This is a genomic window from Bradyrhizobium sp. T-1, from assembly GCF_053592855.1.
The window spans coordinates 74,752-91,637 of record NZ_CM132115.1 but is presented as its reverse complement, the minus strand read 5'-3'; the positions used below and the strand labels follow the sequence as shown (position 1 = coordinate 91,637).

The following is a 16,886-nucleotide window of genomic DNA, read 5'->3' as shown; positions in this document are numbered from 1 at the left end:
TTGAAAGAATCGGCGCGGATGGGAATCGCGCCCGGGATCATGCGGTCAACCTATGAACGGCCCCTTGCCGGGTCAAGGACGCTCACGCCGACATGAAGGGATGCCAGCGCCGCGTCCAGCGCGGGGGCTGAAATCTCCATATATTCAGGGGCCTCGGTCCAGAGCAGGACGGCCCGGATGGGCTTTTGGGGATAAAGCCGCGATAGCACGGCCCGGTACAGCGCAAGCTGCCGGACATAGGCGGCAGGCGCCTCCGCCGCGCTTTTGGGCGCCACCTGGTTGGTCTTGAAATCGACGATCAAAACCTCGTCCGGTCGAACGACCAGCCGGTCGATCTGCCCCGACACCAGCGCCGGTGGCCGCCCCGGCCGGTCGAGCTTGCCGACGATGGCGACCTCCGCCCGGCTGCCCGCGGCAAACACGGCTGCAAAGCGTGGCTCGGCGATCAGGGCGAGCACCTTGTCGGCGAGCGCAACGCGGTCGGCCGCGGCCCAGTCCGCGGCGTTGCGGGTCATGAAGCCCAGCGCGGCCTCGCGCCGGCGCTCGGCGGCGATGTCGGGCAGCGATTGCAGGAGGCGGTGCACCAGCGTGCCTCGTTGCAGCGCCAGCGCGCGCAGCTGCACCGATTCGCCGGTCCGGACCACGCGGCCTTCCTCGGCGGCCTGGCCCGATGGGCGCACCGGATCGTCCTCGATGGTCTCGCGCGGCGCCGGTGTCCGCAGCCAGTCCGGCAGCGCGATCGTCTGGCCGACCGTCGTTGCGGGCGTGCCGAGCGCCGTGACATCCTGAGGTCGCGCGAAGCGGGTCACCTTGCCGAGCGCTGTCTCGATCGTCTCCTTCTCCAGCCCCGAGCCGGTGAGCCCAGTGTCGATGAGATCGTACCAGCTCAGCTTGCGGACCGTCCTCATGTTGCCGGGCATGCAGCCGCCGACGATCAGCCGGTCGGCCGCCCGCGTCATCGCGACATAGAGCAGGCGGCGATATTCGTCCTCGGTCTCCTCGAGCATCGCCTTGCGCGCCTCGGCGACAGGTTTGGGATCGTCCGCCTTGCGCCCGGCCCAGACCACGATCTCGCCGCCATTGCCGCGCGGGACGTGGATCAGCCGAACCCGCTGCGAGTCTGCGGGCGACGATGTGGTGTCGACCATGAACACGACCGAGGCCTCCAGTCCCTTGGCGCCGTGCACCGTCATCACCCGCACCTCGTCACGCGTGATCTCCATGTCGCGCTTCACCTCGGTGTCGGCCGAGCGCAACCAGGCCATGAAACCTTGCAGCGAGGCGGGTGCCTTGCGCTCGCAATTCAGTGCCAGCTCCAGGAATTCGTCGAGCGCGTCATTGGCCTCATGGCCGAGCCGGCGCAGGATCCGCGCGCGGCCGCCATCGCCGCCAAGCAGCCAGGCATAGAAGGCAAACGGCGTTTCGTCGCGCGCGCGCATCTCGCAGGCTTCGAGGCGCCGCAATACGGTTGCGAATTTCTCGCTTCCAGTGGCTTGCTCGCCGAGCGCGCGGCGCAGCGATCCCTTGCGGTCGTGAGCGATCCTGAACAGATCATCGTCATCGAGACCGAACAGCGGGCTCTTCAGCGCCACCGCCAGCGCGAGGTCGTCCTGCGGCAGCAGCAGTGCGTCGGCAAGGTTCATCAGATCGATGATCGCGATGTGCTCGGTCAGCTTGAGCCGGTCGGCGCCGGCGACGGGAACATTGGCGTGCTTCAGCGCCTGGATCACGGCATCGAACGCGTTACCGCGCCGGCGCACCAGGATCAGCATGTCGCCGTAGCGTAGCGGCCGTCGCTCGCCTTCGTGCCCGGTCAGCGTGCCGCTTTCGACCAGCCGCTTGATCTCAGCCTGGATGCGGCGCGCAAGCTTCACCTCCGGGCTGGTCGTGGCGACGCCGTCGAACGGTGCGCGCCAGCCTTCGATCTCCTGCCGGTCGTCGGCCTCCGCGAGATCCCACAGCTCGATCACACTCGGGCCGGCATCGGCCAGTGCATTGTGCAGGGGATGACCGATCTCGACCGAATGGATGCTCTTGTAGATCGCGGGTTCGCGGAACACGTGGTCGACCGAGTGCAGGATCGCCGCTCCCGAGCGGAACGAATAGGTGAAGGCGACCGGATCGAACTTCAGCCCGGCCGCGGTGAATTTGCGATGCAGCTCGCGGCGGCGTGCGTCGAACTCGTGCGGGGCAGCACCCTGGAACGAGAAGATCGACTGCTTCTCGTCGCCGACCGCGAACACGGTGCGGTTCAGGCCTTCGCGCGCGCCTTCTCCGGCCGTGAATTCCGAGATGATGTGCGCGACGATGTCCCATTGCCGCGGGCTGGTGTCCTGGGCCTCGTCGATCAGCACGTGATCGACACCGCGGTCGAGCTTGTAGTGCACCCAGCCCGAGGAGATGCGGTCGAGCATCGCCAGCGTCTTGTCGATGAGGTCGTCGTAATCGAGCAGTCCGCGCTCCTGCTTCTCGCGGCGGTAGTTTGCCGCCGCCGCAGTCGCGATATGCAGAAGCGCCGCGGTGCGGTCACGCATGGTGACCGCGCGGCGCTTCTCGACCAGTCCGCTGATGCGCTGCGCCTCGTTCTCGAACAGGCGGGCGACGGACGGATTGTGCTCGCCAAATTTCTTGGTCAGCACCGCCTTGCGCGGCAGCTTTTCGTCGGTGAGGAAGACCGACAGATAAGCATCGACCTGTGCGGCGCCGGAAAACACCTTTGCCTCGCGAAGGCGGCTTGCCTGGTCGTTGTCGGACTTGCTGCCATCCTCCAGCGCAAAGGCGGTGTCGTCCCAGCGCGAGCGCGGCAGGTATGGGCCATCGAGAATCTCCGTCTCGACATCCTCGATGCGATCGCTTGCGTCCACGCCCAGCGCCGCCGCCATTTGTGCAGCGGCGGTCTCGGCATTGCCGGCCTCATCGGTCCAGGCCATGAAATGGTCGCGGCTCAGGCAGGCCTCGCGCACGACCTCCTTGAAGGTGACGTCGGCGGCGCTCGCCATCGCGGTCAGCAGCGCGCGGCCGGTGACGCTGTCAGGATCGCGCGCAGCCTCCAGCAACACCTTCAGGTTGGCGCGCTCCATCATGTCGTTCTGGTCGCGGTCGTCCATGACGGCGAAGCGTGCCGGCACATTGGCCTCGAACGGAAACTGCTGGAGCAGGCGGGTGCAGAGCGCGTGGATGGTCTGCACCTTCAATCCGCCCGGCGTCTCCAGCGCACAGGCGAACAGCTTTCGCGCTTCGCGTCGCAATTTTCGATCGGGATGCGGGATGCCGACGGCGCGGATCGCCGCATCGAGTCCCGTATCGTCCAGCGTCACCCAATGGCCAAGCGTGGTGAACACGCGCTCGGCCATGTTGGCGGCGGCGGCCTTGGTGAAGGTGATGCAGAGGATCTTCTCCGGCGGCACACCCGAGAGCAGCAGGCGGATCACGCGCTGCACCAGCACATGCGTCTTGCCTGAGCCGGCATTGGCCGACACGAAAGCCGAGGCGGTCGGGTCCGACGCACGCGCCTGCCGTGCGCGCACTTCATCAGGAATCGGGCGGGGCGCCTTCACCATTCCTCGATCCCCAATCCGCCGGCCGCGGACCATTCCTTGATCCGGGCGAGATCGTCATAGGCGCCGTAGCGGTTGGTCCACATCGGCAGGTTCAGCGAGGTGTATGGCTGGTTCTCGTCCTCGAAGGCGCGGACCAGGGCTTCCAGCTTGGCCCGCGCTTCGGCGGCGGCCGTATCAGGCGGCTGCGGCTCATCGCCCGGCTTGTATTTGAGCTCGAGGATGCGCTCTTCGCCGGGCGGATTGTTGCCACTCAGGCGGACATAGACCAGCTGGCTGACCGACGCACCGGCATCGATATCCGGAAAGCCGCCTTCGCGCAGGATCGCGGCCTCCAGCGTGAGCTGCGGCGACAGGCCCATGCGGACCTGCTTGCCGGTCGGCGGCTGGCCGGTCTTGTAGTCGAGGATGGCATAACCGCCGCCCTGGCGCCGCTCGATACGGTCGGCGCGCGCGGAGAGACGGAAGCTGCGCCCGTGGTCGAGCGCGATCGAAATCTCGCCGCGGGTCTCGGCGGTGATGGCTTCGATCGCGTCGCGCCGCGCGGTCTCCCATTCGCCGAACCAGTGCGCGATGCGCTGGAAGCGCGGCCACCACAGCGCGCGCGCCTCGGGCCGTTCCATCAACGGTGCAAAATGCTTTTCGCCGATCGCGCGCAGCACCCGGGCGGGATCGGGGGGGAGATGTGCGGCGTAGGTCTCGGTGAACTCGCCGAGTGCCTCATGGATCGCCGATCCGCGATCGGCGGCCGACAGCGGCATGTCGACGGGATCGAGCGCATCGAGCTTCAGGATATACTTTGCGTAGATCGTATAGGGATCGCGCAGCCAGTCCTCGATCGCGGTGACCGACATGCTTGTCGGCCGCGTCGCGCGCGGCGGCCGCGGCTCGGGCTGCTTGATCGGCGTGACCTCGGCGGGCTGGTCCAGCGTGGCCGCGAACTGCACGTATTTTTCACCCGCGCGGACCGCCACCTTCCAGAGATCATCGCCTGCGACGGCCTCCAGCCGATGCAGGAAGCGCGAGGCGACGGCCGGCGCGCCGCCGGCCTTGGCGGAATGGGTGAGGATCACCTCGTCGCCGCCGAGCAGCTGTGCGAAGTCATGCGCGGAGAGGCCGATGCGCCGCTCCGGCAGATCGAGGCCGAGCTCGTGCCGCATCGGCCGGCTGAGCCAGGGATCGATCCGCGGCGCCGGCGGCCAGACGCCTTCGATCAGGCCGCCGACAATGATCCGGTCGGCCTGCATCAGGCGCGATTCCAGCGGGCCGTAGATTTGCAGCCGCGCGCCTGGCTTATCGCGCCTTCGCACCGCGCGATCGCTGAACGCGGTCTGGAACAATTCGGCATAGTCGGGCAGCGTTACCATCAGCCCGCTGGTGGTGCCGCCGCGCAGGAGATCGTCGAAGGCGCTCGCGAGCGCGAGGCCTTCGCGCTCCTCGAAGGCGAACGGCGCACCCTGTTCGTCGCGCGACAGCTCGATCAGGATTTCGCGGTGCCGGTGCGCGAGCTCGGCGAAGTCAAACGGCTTTGATGACGCCAGGCTTTCGATCGGCGCCAGTGCTTTCTGTAACGTATCGATCAGCGCTTGGATGCGGTCGAGATCCTCGGCCTTGAGACGCGCGCGCGGCTCGGCCTTGTGGAGCGCGGAAACTTCGCTGCGCCAGAGTTTTGCCAGCTCGTCGCGAAAGCGGTTGAACTCGCGGAGGAGACCGCCGGTGCCCGCGGGCGGGCGCGTGCCGCGCAAGACCGCAAGCTCCAGCCCCTCGATCGCGGTCTTCCATGCGCCGGGCGCGCGGCCGAGCCGGCACAGCGGATGTTTCAGCATCGCCAGCAGCGTCGGCGGCTCCAATCCCTTCGTCGCCGCTTCCGCCACAAGGCGAGCAAAGACGCCGGCCGCGGTTTCCATCAGCACGTCGCCGCCGGAATCGTCGAAGGCGAGATCCCATCGGCTCAGCGCGGCCATCACGCGGCGCGCCAGCGCACGATCGGGCGTCACCAGCGCTGCCGACTTGTCGAGATGCCGCGCCTCGCGCATCGCGATGGCGATCGCGAGCGCTTCCATTTCCGGATTGGGCGCCTCGACCACGGCGAGATTTTTCATGCCGCCGGCGATCTTCGCGGCGACATCGGGCTGCTTCAGCCGATCGTGCCAGACCTCCGTCTTGGCGGAGGGCCGCATCGATTCCGATGCGAGCAGATCGCGGCCACCGTCGGCCGGCGGCTGCAGGATCTCGACGTCGCTGCGCTTGATGCCAAAACGATCCAGCAGCGCATGCATCGCATATTGCGGATGGTTGGAGGCCGGATGCTCCGCGAACTTGCCGAGTGAATCGCGCACACCACCGATGCTGCGCCAGGCGTCGTCGTCGAGATCGGTGTCGAGGCCCGGCAGCACCACGGCACCATGCGGCAGCAAGGCCACCGCATGCAGGAACTTTGCGGTGGCCGGCATCGAGCCGGTCGAGCCGGCTGCGATCACGGGGCCATGCGGATGCGAGGTCAGCCGTTTTGCTTCCGCGGCGATCAGCAGATCGCGGCGCGAGGCCGGCTCGATCCGGTTGATCTCGGCGAGATGGCCGGGCCAGGCGATGCGGGCGATGCGCAGGAATTCGAGCGAATGCTGCCAGTAGCGGTCGAGGTTATCGGGCACGAGACCGTCGAGTGCGCTCCAGTCGACGCCGCGCGTCACCATGTCGTCGATCAGGCGGGCGAGATCGCCGGCCAGCGCCAGCGTCGAGGCGGGGCCGCCGACCACCAGCGGCGCCAGCACCGGGCCTTTGGCCCAGGCGGCGACGAGCTGTGCCAGCGTCAGGCGCCGTTCGAGCTCGCCGAGCCGCGGCGGAATCTCGAGCGGCGCGGTGCCGGAAAACTGCTCGCCCTCGTCGGCGAAGGCGAGTTCGTCCTCGTCGATGTCGCCGAGCGCGACGATGCGCGGCAGCACCACCGCGTCGGCCTTCATCTCATCGAGAAAGATCTCCCGGACGACGCGCATGGCGCGCCTTGTCGGCAGATACAGCGTGGCGTCCGCCAGCCGCGCCGGTTCCTTGCGCGCCTCGAATCCCTCGACCAGCCGGCCGTCCAGCAGTGCGGAGACGATGGTGCGCAGGAACGGAACTGAGAGGGGAACGCTGAAAACGCGCATGGGTCGCCTGATTCGGAGATCAGGGCAATATAGGGAGGCGGATTCGAATGGTCATGGGGCGGGGTGAAGTCGTCCCCGCTGTTCGTGGGCTAGGGTGGGTTAAACGGCGGCCGCGCGAAGCGCAGTCCGCTGGCGTAACCCACCGCTTCTGTCGCCGCTGAAACAAAAGAGGTGGGTTGCGCTGACGCTAATCCACCCTCCGGCACTACGTTTGGGGCAGCTTACGCCACGCTCTCCAAAAACGCCTCTTCCGCGGCGCGCACGGCATCGGGCGTTCCGACATGCATCCAGACGCCGTCGAGGCGGAGGCCGAACAACCGCTCCTGCTCGTTCGCGCGGTCGAACATTTTCGTCAGCGAGAACTCGCCTTGCGGCGCGCCTTCGAAGATCGTCGGCGAGAGGATGGCCGCGCCCGCATAGACGAACGGGACGATCTCCTTTTCCTTGCGCTTGCGCAGGGCTCCGTCGGGCATCATGCCGTAATCGCCGCGGCCGCTATAGCCGATGCTGGTGGCGGTCGGCGCCATCAAGAGCAGGATGTCCATGCGCGCAGGGTCGAAGTTTTCGGCAAGCCGCGCCAGATTGGAGCGCACACCGTCGATCCACAGCGTGTCGGAATTGACATGGAAGAACGGCGCATCGCCGAGCAGCGGCAGCGCCTTGACCACGCCACCGCCGGTGCCGAGCACCTGGTCGCGCTCGTCCGAGATGGTCACGCGCGGATGCTGGCGCTTTGCAGTGTGCTCGATGATCTGGTCCGGCAGGTAATGCACATTGACGACGGCGTCCGTCACGCCGGCCTGGCCGAGCTTGTCGAGCACGTGGTCGAGCAGCGGTTGGCCGGCCACCGGCACCATCGGTTTCGGCATCTTATCCGTCAGCGGACGCATGCGCAGTCCGAACCCCGCGGCGAGCACCATGGCTTTGGTCGGTTTGACGGACATCCTTCGCTTTCTCGAACCTCGAAAATCTCTGCGTCGCGGCAACCTAGCACGGGCGCCGGTCCGCCGCACCGCGTCTTAACCGCCTTAGCCACCCGCCGTGACGGTTGTGCGACGGGTGTTGCCGTCACGCCCCGACGGCTGTGGAACGCGTCTTTTTCTTGTCGCCGACCTTCAGGAAATTGACGCCGATCTGGTCGCCGTTCACCCAGGCCAGTTCGCAGCGCCGGTACGCAAGTCCGGTCGAGGACAGCAGCAGAAAGAACTCTTTCAGGTGCAGGCCTTCGACCGAGCCGTCGATGGTCAGCTTGGCGCCGCTCTCTGAGACGTCCTCCATGATGCATTCGCGCCGCCAGGTGCCGTCGATGCCCATCATCTGGGCCGGCACCCCACGTTCGAAGACAACCCGACTGTTCCCACGATGGTCCGTCTTGACCGCCATCTGCCCTTGCTCCAGCCCTGTACTTATCCGGCTGCCTGCGGGGAAGGATACCGGTGCGATGGCTAACAGCCGGTAAACCGTTCCAAGTCAGGATTGCGGCGGCGGGACGTTGGCGAGGTACCAGTCGCGCAAATGTCCGAGCGCCGGATGCGCGAGGGAGCGCTGGAGGTAGGTCCAGATCCGCGGCTGGTGGCGCAGATAGTGGGGCTTGCCGTCGCGGCGGTTGAGCCGGGCAAACGTGCCGAGCAGGCGCGTGTTGCGCTGAGCCGACATGATGGCATAGAGCTCCGCAAAGCCGGCCGGATCGAAGCTCGCATCACCTGCGCGGCGCGCCTTGATGTAGCGCGACAGCAGCGTCAGCTCGAGTGCTTCGGGCACGTCGATGCGCGCATCCTGAAGCAGCGACACCACGTCATAGGAGTGCGGTCCCAGCACGGTGTCCTGAAAGTCGATCACGCCGACGCGTGCGATACCGGGACGGTCCGCGAGCCAGATCAGATTGGGCGAGTGGTAGTCGCGGATGATCCACGTCTTCGGCGCGGCGAGCGGCTTCTTCAGCAGCTCGCGCCACATCGCAAAAAACTCCGCGCGCTTCTCGTCGCTGAGCGGCGCGTTGCGGTCGGGCAGATACCATTCCGGCATCAAGCCGATCTCGATCAGCAGCGCCTCGGTGTCCCAAGCTGGAATGGCATAGGTCTGCCCGTCCAGCGGCAGCGTCTCCGGCAGTGCCTTGCCATGCAACATGGCCAGCACGTCGGTCGCGGCCTCATAGCGCTCGGGGATCGGCCGCGGCGGATCGCCTTCGATCACGCCTTCGCTGCCGAAATCCTCCGAGATCAGAAAGCCGTGGTCGAGATCGAAATGATGGATGGCGGGTGCCGAGACTCCCGCCGCGCGCAAGCCTTGATCGATCGCGACGAACGGCCTGATGTTCTCCGCAAGATGCACCGCGGCGCTGTACGACCTGCCATTATAAATCGCAGCACCGTCGGGGCGCTGCGGCGAGTTCATCAGGATGACGATGCCGTCGTCGCGGCGCAGTCGCGCATAGGAACGCGTCGAGGCATCGCCAGCCATGCGCGTGCGCGCCGCATCGATGTAGCCGGATGCGTCGAGGAATTCGCGCAGCGCCTTCAGCCGCGCGACAGTCGCCGCGCCCCTGCCATAGCCTGTGATATCGGCGGCGCGCGCAGTCGAGCCCAGTGCCGGGCGATGCGTCAGCGCGATGTCGATGCGGTCCGCGGGCATCGCCGACGGCGCACGTTCGGGCCATTCGATCAGGACCAGCGTGGCATCCGGCAAGGGCGACAGCCCGATCTCCTCGAGCTCGCTCTCGTCCTCGACGCGGTAGAGGTCCGCATGCATGACCGGAAACGCCGGCAGCTCGTAGCCCTGCACCAGCGTGAAGGTCGGGCTCGGCACTTCCAGCTCGTCGTCGCCGGCGAGGTAGCGAATCATCGCGCGTGCGGCTGCTGTCTTGCCGGCGCCGAGATCGCCGGTGAGCGTGATGGTATCGCCGGGGCCGACCAGCAGCGCGAGATCCGCCATCAATTGCGCGGTGGCCGTCTCGTTGTAGAGCGCGACGGAGAATGTGGTCGGTTCTGTCATTCGGCGGCGTCGCGATGCGCCGCCTGGTCGGTCGGGAAGTCGCAGATCACGACCGTGCCTTTGCCGACGACCGAATCCACCTGCACCTTGCCGCCATGCAGCTCGACGAAGGAGCGCACCAGCGACAGGCCAAGCCCGGCGCCGCGATGACGCGAGCCCTGGGAGCGGCTTTCGAACCAGTTGAACACCTTGTCCTTCATGTCGGCGGGTATTCCAGGTCCGGAATCTGTCACAATGAAGACCACGCTGTGCTCGGTGCGGCGCGCGCTGATTCCGACGGTGGAATCCTGCGGCGAGAAGCCGACGGCGTTGGCGAGGAGGTTATAGAGCACCTGCACCACGCGCTTCTCGTCGCCGATGAAGCTGCCGACATCGGGCGCAATCTCGACCTTGAGGCGGATGCGGTCGGTGGCGAGCCGGTCCTGGATACCTTCCGCGGCGAGCTCGATGGTCTTGCTGACGTCCACCGGGCCGAGTTCCAGCTTCATGGCACCGGCATCGATGGTGGCGAGATCGAGGATGTTGTTGGTCAGCGCCAACAGCGCGTTGGTCGATTTGGTGACGTAGTCGAGATATTCGGCCTGCTTCGGCGTCAGCGGCCCGGTCGAGGGATCGCTGAGGAAATGCGCGAAGCCGATGATGGTGGTGAGCGGCGAGCGCAGCTCGTAGGAGACGTGGTGGACGAAATCCACCTTCATCTGGTCGGCGGCCTCCAGCGCCTCGTTGCGCTCGCGCAGCGCGCGCTCGACGTTCTCGGTGTCGGTGATGTCGAGGAAGGTGAGCATGGTCGCGCCGTCATGCAGCGGGCGGATCATGCCGTCGAGCACGCTGCCGTCCTTGCGCTCCAGCTTGATCGGCACGTCGGCGCGGTTCTCGATCGAGGTGATGGCCTCGCGGATCTGGCGCCAGACCGTGGGATCGTCGAACAGCTGATGGCACCAGCCCTCGACGGTCTGAATATGCGGCTCCTCGCGCATGGCGTCGTTCGAGAGCTTCCACATCCGCAGGAAGGCCGGATTGAACAGCTGCGCCTTGCCATTGCTGCCGAACACCGCGACGCCCTCGGCGAGGCTGTCGAGCGTCTCGCGCTGGACCCGGATCATGCCGTCGAAGCGGCGGGCAAGCTCGAGGCTCTCGGTGACGTCGTCGAACAGATAGGTGACGCCGCCTTCGGGATTCGGCGTGGTGACGACCGACAGCGCGCGGCCGTCGGGCAGGTACCAGGTGTCCTTGGCGGCCTCGACCGCGCGATAGGCCTCGTGCAGCTTGGCCTTCCAGGCGCGGAAGTCCGGCTGCTCCTGCAATTTGCGCGCGGCGCGGAGCTGATCGAGCACGCTGGAATCATCGGGGTGGGCGTCGAGGAAGGTGCGGTCGAGATCCCACAGCCGCCGGTAGGAGTCATTGTAGAAGGCGAGTCGGCGCTGGCCGTCGAACACAGCGACACCGGAGGAGAGCTGGTCGAGCGTGCGGCGATGCGCCTCCGCCATCCGCACCAGCGCCGCACTCAGCGCATCCGCCTCGCTCGCGTCGATCGCGACGCCGACACTGCCACGGCCGACATTGACGGCCCGCACGTCATACATGCGCCGCTCGCCGCCAATCACGATCGGCAGCCGCGACGTGAAGCTCGCTGCATCCTTCAGGCTGCGCTCCATGGCGGTGCGGTCGGCGCTGTCGAGCAGCTCGAGCTTGCGATCATGGGCGTCGGTGACGCTGGTCGCTTCCGTCGCACGCACATAGGCCGGATTGGCGAAGGTCAGCGCGCCGTTCTCGCCCTTGGCCCAGATCGGCCATGGCGCCGCGGCCGCGAAGCCGCGCAGCATCTCGGTTTCGTCGGAGAGCGCCTTGTAGCGCAGATTGGTTTCGGCCAGATCGCGCCGCAGTCCGGAGAGTTCGCGAATCCGGACAATGGCTTGGCCGCCGATGGCGCGGCCGATCGCTTCCAGCGTATGACCGTTGGCGGTGGTCAGCGTGAGCTGGAAGCCGTCGCCGCGTTCGCGCAAGCCGTCGACGGCGTGATCGATCTGCAGCGCCGGTTCCGGCGGTAGCCAGGTTCCAAACGCCAGCACGCGCTGCGGCGACGAATCGCGCGGCAGCACCATGGAGATGTCGCCCGAGATCTGCGCGCGATCGTCGCCGGCCGGCCAGGAGATCAGGATCTGTGGTTCGGCGAACAGCAAGGCGCCGAAGCGGTCGGTCTGCAGCTGGAGTTCCCTGATTCGGCCGAGCAGCGCCGCCTCGTTCTTTGCCGTGCGCACGCGGGTCCGCATCAGCAGGATCGCAGCCACGACCGTGAACCCGAGCAAAGCGAGCGCGGTGGCCAGCACCGCGAGCTCTTGCCGGTTGAAATCCAGCAATATCGAGAGTGTGTCGACGAGGTCGGCAGCCTTCGCCGGCTCAGCCGGTAGCAGCGCTGCGAGAGCGCCTCCTAGCAAGCCGTTGCGCGCCAACGATGTGCACGACATCAGCGTCCGACGCATCGACACGATCACGCCTGACATAGTTGCCCCAAGACCGCACGAATTTACGCGCTACGACCCCCGTCGTGCGCGAATCAAACGACAATACCCTCACCGCGACTCCACCGGTAAGAGTCCAGACCGTGAACGCAAAGGCGGTCCCAAAAAAATGCAGGGTGCGAGGTTCCAGGTTCACGTATTTCTGCGGGTGATTCGGTTGGAGTTGTCGCGCGTTAGCGGCGCATGGGATGAGACTCGATCGTGCTCCAACGGAAGTGCGCTCCCTCCTCCCTTGTGGGCAACGGGGGGAGGGAACGGAGAGAGCGTCGCTGTCGATCGGACTCGATGCGATGCTAGCGTCCCGTCGACCCAAAACCGCCGGCGCCGCGATCGGTCGACGACAACGTCGTCACGGGCACCAGCGCGGCCTGGACCACCGGCGCGATCACCATCTGCGCGATACGCTCGCCGCGCTTGACCACGAACGGCGAGGCGCCGTGGTTGATCAGGATCACCTTGATCTCGCCGCGGTAATCGGCATCGATCGTTCCCGGCGAGTTCAGCACGGTGACGCCGTGCTTGGCGGCAAGTCCCGAGCGGGGCCGCACCTGGGCCTCGTGCCCGGGCGGCAGGGCGATCGCAAGACCCGTCGGCACCAGCGCGTATTGGCCGGGCGCGAGCGTGGTCGGCTCGCTCTCCGCCACCGCCGCCATCAGGTCGAGGCCGGCGGCTTCGGCGGTCTGATAGGCCGGCAGCGGCAGGCCATCGGCGTGGGGCAGGCGTTGCAGTTCGACCGAGACTTTGCTGCTCAAGATGCCGGCTCCAGGGATTTGTCGACGGATTTGTCCGTCACGCTTTTCACGATATGCGCGACCAGTTCGATGGCGACCTGTTCCTTGGTCATCACCGGCCAGGAATCAACAATGATCTCGCCGTTGTTCTCAGCATTCTTGCTGATGAGATGCACGGTGTTGCGATCGCCGCCCATCACGCCGGTGGCGGGCGAGACGTCGTTGGCGACGATCCAGTCGCAGCCCTTGCGGGCGAGCTTGGTCTTGGCGTTGTCGATGAGGTGCTCGGTCTCGGCGGCAAAGCCGATCACCAGCGGCGGGCGCTTGTCGGCGAGCTTGGAGATCGTCGCGAGGATGTCGGGGTTCTCGACCAGCTGAAGCGGCGGCATTCCGGCCGAGGTCTTCTTCAGCTTCTGTTCGCCCTCGTTGGCGACACGCCAGTCGGCAACCGCGGCGGCGAAGATCGCGATGTCGGCCGGAAGCGCGGCCTGCACCTGCTCCAGCATCTGCCGCGCGGATTCGACGTGCTTGACGTTGACGCCCGCGGGATCGTCGAGGTCGACCGGGCCGCTGACCAGGATCACCTCGGCGCCCGCGGCCTGTGCAGCGGCAGCAATGGCAAAGCCCTGCTTGCCGGAGGAGCGATTGGCGATGTAGCGCACCGGATCGATCGGCTCGTGTGTGGGACCCGCGGTGATCAGCACGCGCTTGCCGGCGAGTGGTCGGGGCACCGGCGGCCGCAGCAGCCGTTCGGCGGCAGTGGCGATCTCGATCGCCTCGGACATGCGGCCGACGCCGGCTTCGCCCGCTTCGGCCATCTCGCCGGAGTTGGGCCCGATCAGCAACACGCCGTCACGCTGCAGCTGTGCGACGTTGCGGCGGGTCGCGGCGTTGTTCCACATCAGCGGATTCATCGCCGGCGCAAGCAGGATTTTTCGATTGGTCGCGAGCAGGATGGCGCTGGCGAGGTCGTCGGCGTGGCCGTTCGCCATCTTCGCCATCAGGTCGGCGGTCGCCGGCGCCACCACGATGAGGTCGCAGTCGCGCGCGAGGCGGATATGGCCGGCGTCGAACTCGCTCTGGGGATCGAACAGGTCGGTATAGACGCGTTCATGGGAGAGCGCGCTGACCGAGAGTGGCGTGACGAACTGCTCCGCCGCCTTGGTCAGCACGCAGCGAACCTCGATGCGCCGCTCCTTCAGCCTGCGGATCAGGTCGAGCGACTTGAAGGCGGCGATGCCGCCGCCGATGATCAGGGTGATGCTGGCCTCAGGGACGGCGCCAGGGCGGAGGGACGCAGGCGCGGGGGCAGCCTCGGGCGGCACCGCAAATGGCGTCAGCGGCTCCTCGCGGCCCTCGATCAGCTCCCGCAGGATGACCCGGACCTCTTCCTCGACCGACCTGCGGTTCTTGGCCGAACGCAGCCGCAAATAGGCTTTGACGGTGTCGTCGAGCTTGCGGATGGTCAGGCTTGCCATGACGCCTCTCCAGCACGAATGATAGCGATGCTATCACTCGTTTGATTGCAATGCAATCAAACTTTCGGCAATCATAGATTCCGGACGGCGACCAGAATGCCGATGAAGGTCGCGGCGATGATCCACAGCGCCACGGTGCGCCAGCGATTCTTGCGGCCCTCGCTGCGGCCCATGGCGGCGATGCTTTCCGGCGACAGCCTAATGCCCTCCCGCGTCATGGTTTCGAGCTGCTCCAGCACCGCGACCGAACGCTGCGCGATGTCGGGCAGGCGCATCAGCACGCGGGCGAGATCGCCGCCGCCGGTCAGCGCCCCCTGCACCCGGCCGATCGGTCCGAGATTTCGCTCGATCCATTCGCGCACCACGGGGTCGGCGACCTTCCAGATGTCGAGCTTGGGATCGAAGCCGCGCGCGACGCCTTCGACCACGACCATGGTCTTCTGCAGCAGGATCAGCTCTGGCCGCGTCGTCATGTCGAACAGGCCGGTGACTTCCAGCAGCAGCGTCAGGAGCCGCGCCATCGAGATCTCCTCGGCGGTGCGGTTGTGGATGGGCTCGCCGATGGCGCGGATGGCCTGCGCGAAATTCTCGACCGAATGGTGCGAGGGCACGTAGCCCGCCTCGAAATGCACCTCGGCGACGCGGCGATAGTCGCGGGTGATGAAGCCGAGCAGGATTTCGGCGAGGAAGCGCCGCTCCTTCATGCCGAGCCGGCCCATGATGCCGAAATCGACCGCGACGAGGCGGCCGGCGTCATCGAGGAACAGATTGCCCGGATGCATGTCGGCGTGGAAAAAGCCGTCGCGCAGCGCGTGCCGCAGAAAGCTCTGGATCACCTTGCGGCCGAGATCGGGCAGATCGACCTGCGCTTCCGCGAGGCGCTTGTGATCGTTCAGCGCGATGCCGTCGATCCACTCCATCGTCAGTACGTTGTGCGTGGTGCGGTCCCAGTCGACGGTCGGCACGCGAAAGTCAGGATCGTCCTGCGTGTTCTCCGCCATCTCCGAGAGCGCCGCGGCTTCCAGCCGCAGGTCCATCTCCATCGCCACCGAGCGCGACATGGTGTTGATGACTTCGATCAGGCGCAGGCGCCGCGCCTCGGACGAATAGGCTTCGGCCTTGTGCGCGACGAAGAAGAAATCGGAGAGGTCGCGGCGGAAGCGCGACGCGACGTGCGGCCGGAGCACCTTGACCGCGACGGGCTTGCGGATCCCGTCGCGCTCGACCTCGCCGCGATGCACCTGGGCGATCGAGGCGGCGGCCACCGGCGGACCGAACGTGACGAAGACATCCTTCAGCGGCCGTTCCAGCGACGTCGCGATCGCAGCTTCGGCTTCGGCTTGCGGAAACGGTGGCAGCCGGTCCTGAAGGCTTTCGAGATCGCGCGCCATGTTGAAGCCGACGACATCGGGGCGGGTTGCCAAGAATTGGCCGAGCTTGAGATAGGCCGGGCCCATCCGTGTCAGCGCGCGCGAGATTCGCGGGCCGTGCTTGTCGCCACGGCGTTCGACGATGCGCGCAAGCTTCAGCGCGAGCTGTCCGGGTGGCGGCACCAGGCTCGGGTCGACGGAACCGAATACGCCCTCGCGCGCAAACACGAACGCGGCGCGGATCAGGCGCGTCATGTGGGTGATGGCAGAAATCACAAACGCCAGCCCGAATGCAGTGCGACGATGCCGCCGGTCAAGGTTTGAAAGCCGACGCGGGAGAAGCCGGCGTTGCGGATCATGTCGGCGAAGGCGTTTGGCTTCGGAAACTTGCGGATCGACTCGACGAGATATTGGTAGGATTCGGCGTCACCCGTGACCATGCGGCCGAGCGGCGGAATCACCTTGAACGAGAACAGGTCGTAGAGCTTGTCGAGGCCGGGCATCTCGACGGTCGAGAATTCCAGGCACAGGAAGCGGCTGCCGGGCTTGAGCACGCGATAGGCCTCGCGCAACGCCTTGTCGATCTGCGGCACATTGCGAATGCCGAAAGCGATCGTATATGCGTCAAAGCTGCGGTCGGCGAAGGCGAGCGCCTCGGCATTGCCTTCGACGAAATCGACCTGGGTCTCGAGGTGACGCTTGGCGGCACGTTCGCGGCCTACCGCCAGCATGTCGGAATTGATGTCGCAGACGGTGGCATGGAAGCCCGCGCCCGCCGCCTTGGCGGCGCGGAACGAGATGTCGCCGGTGCCGCCGGCCACGTCGAGCAATGCAAACGGCCGGTCGCTTCGCGGCGGGTCGAGCGCATTGATCATGATGTCCTTCCAGACCCGGTGCAGGCCACCGGACATCAGGTCGTTCATCAGATCATAGCGCGACGCCACGCTGTGAAACACATCGTTCACCAGCGTCTGCTTGTCCCCCAGGGGGACGTCCCTGAAGCCAAAATGCGTGGTTTCGCCCGGCCGATCCATTACTCTACTCCACGATGCCGACCATAGCGCGGTCGCCGCAATGGCGCTATCACACCGCCCTCA

10 protein-coding genes are annotated in these 16,886 nt (G+C 66.5%); all 10 read right to left on the bottom strand.

Annotated features, from left to right (window positions below):
• Positions 1 to 50 precede the first annotated feature (50 nt).
• Positions 51 to 3,560 (bottom strand): double-strand break repair helicase AddA, encoded by a 3,510-nt coding sequence (addA, locus tag ACWAT4_RS00380; protein ID WP_449729569.1) that lies wholly within the window; start codon positions 3,558 to 3,560, stop codon positions 51 to 53.
• Positions 3,554 to 6,700, bottom strand: a complete 3,147-nt coding sequence (addB, locus tag ACWAT4_RS00375) for a double-strand break repair protein AddB (RefSeq protein WP_449729568.1) — start codon at positions 6,698 to 6,700, stop codon at positions 3,554 to 3,556. Before addB ends, addA begins: the two co-directional genes overlap by 7 nt.
• A 221-nt stretch (positions 6,701 to 6,921) precedes the next feature.
• A complete protein-coding gene (locus ACWAT4_RS00370) occupies positions 6,922 to 7,644 on the bottom strand; it encodes a nucleotidyltransferase family protein (protein WP_212302008.1) in 723 nt (240 codons plus the stop codon).
• A 124-nt stretch (positions 7,645 to 7,768) separates the two neighbouring features.
• A complete protein-coding gene (locus tag ACWAT4_RS00365; RefSeq protein WP_212302009.1) occupies positions 7,769 to 8,083 on the bottom strand; it encodes a PilZ domain-containing protein in 315 nt (104 codons plus the stop codon).
• Positions 8,084 to 8,170: 87 nt separating this feature from the next.
• Positions 8,171 to 9,691 (bottom strand): tRNA (adenosine(37)-N6)-threonylcarbamoyltransferase complex ATPase subunit type 1 TsaE, encoded by a 1,521-nt coding sequence (gene tsaE, locus ACWAT4_RS00360; protein ID WP_449729567.1) that lies wholly within the window; start codon positions 9,689 to 9,691, stop codon positions 8,171 to 8,173.
• Entirely contained in the window at positions 9,688 to 12,192 is a 2,505-nt protein-coding gene (locus tag ACWAT4_RS00355; protein ID WP_449729566.1) for a PAS domain-containing sensor histidine kinase, read from the bottom strand. The genes tsaE and ACWAT4_RS00355 overlap by 4 nt, the downstream gene beginning before the upstream one ends.
• Positions 12,193 to 12,503: 311 nt before the next feature.
• Positions 12,504 to 12,962, bottom strand: coding sequence for a dUTP diphosphatase (gene dut / locus ACWAT4_RS00350; protein WP_212302012.1), 459 nt, complete (start codon positions 12,960 to 12,962; stop codon positions 12,504 to 12,506).
• Positions 12,959 to 14,419, bottom strand: coding sequence for a bifunctional phosphopantothenoylcysteine decarboxylase/phosphopantothenate--cysteine ligase CoaBC (gene coaBC, locus ACWAT4_RS00345; RefSeq protein ID WP_449729565.1), 1,461 nt, complete (start codon positions 14,417 to 14,419; stop codon positions 12,959 to 12,961). The genes dut and coaBC overlap by 4 nt, the downstream gene beginning before the upstream one ends.
• A gap of 71 nt (positions 14,420 to 14,490) precedes the next feature.
• Positions 14,491 to 16,065, bottom strand: coding sequence for a 2-polyprenylphenol 6-hydroxylase (ubiB, locus tag ACWAT4_RS00340; RefSeq protein WP_212302014.1), 1,575 nt, complete (start codon positions 16,063 to 16,065; stop codon positions 14,491 to 14,493).
• Positions 16,062 to 16,823 carry a bifunctional demethylmenaquinone methyltransferase/2-methoxy-6-polyprenyl-1,4-benzoquinol methylase UbiE gene (ubiE, locus tag ACWAT4_RS00335; protein ID WP_212424250.1) on the bottom strand — a complete coding sequence of 254 codons (762 nt, stop codon included), beginning with the start codon at positions 16,821 to 16,823 and terminating at the stop codon, positions 16,062 to 16,064. Before ubiE ends, ubiB begins: the two co-directional genes overlap by 4 nt.
• Between the last annotated feature and the right edge of the window lie 63 nt (positions 16,824 to 16,886).

Excerpts from the sequence above, each read along its gene's own strand:
- ACWAT4_RS00370 (WP_212302008.1), bottom strand. The coding sequence starts at position 7,644 with ATGTCCGTCAAACCGACCAAAGCCATGGTGCTCGCCGCGGGGTTCGGA.
- ACWAT4_RS00365 (WP_212302009.1), bottom strand. The coding sequence starts at position 8,083 with ATGGCGGTCAAGACGGACCATCGTGGGAACAGTCGGGTTGTCTTCGAA.
- ACWAT4_RS00355 (WP_449729566.1), bottom strand. The coding sequence starts at position 12,192 with ATGTCAGGCGTGATCGTGTCGATGCGTCGGACGCTGATGTCGTGCACA.
- addA (WP_449729569.1), bottom strand. The coding sequence starts at position 3,560 with ATGGTGAAGGCGCCCCGCCCGATTCCTGATGAAGTGCGCGCACGGCAG.
- tsaE (WP_449729567.1), bottom strand. The coding sequence starts at position 9,691 with ATGACAGAACCGACCACATTCTCCGTCGCGCTCTACAACGAGACGGCC.
- coaBC (WP_449729565.1), bottom strand. The coding sequence starts at position 14,419 with ATGGCAAGCCTGACCATCCGCAAGCTCGACGACACCGTCAAAGCCTAT.
- addB (WP_449729568.1), bottom strand. The coding sequence starts at position 6,700 with ATGCGCGTTTTCAGCGTTCCCCTCTCAGTTCCGTTCCTGCGCACCATC.
- ubiE (WP_212424250.1), bottom strand. The coding sequence starts at position 16,823 with ATGGATCGGCCGGGCGAAACCACGCATTTTGGCTTCAGGGACGTCCCC.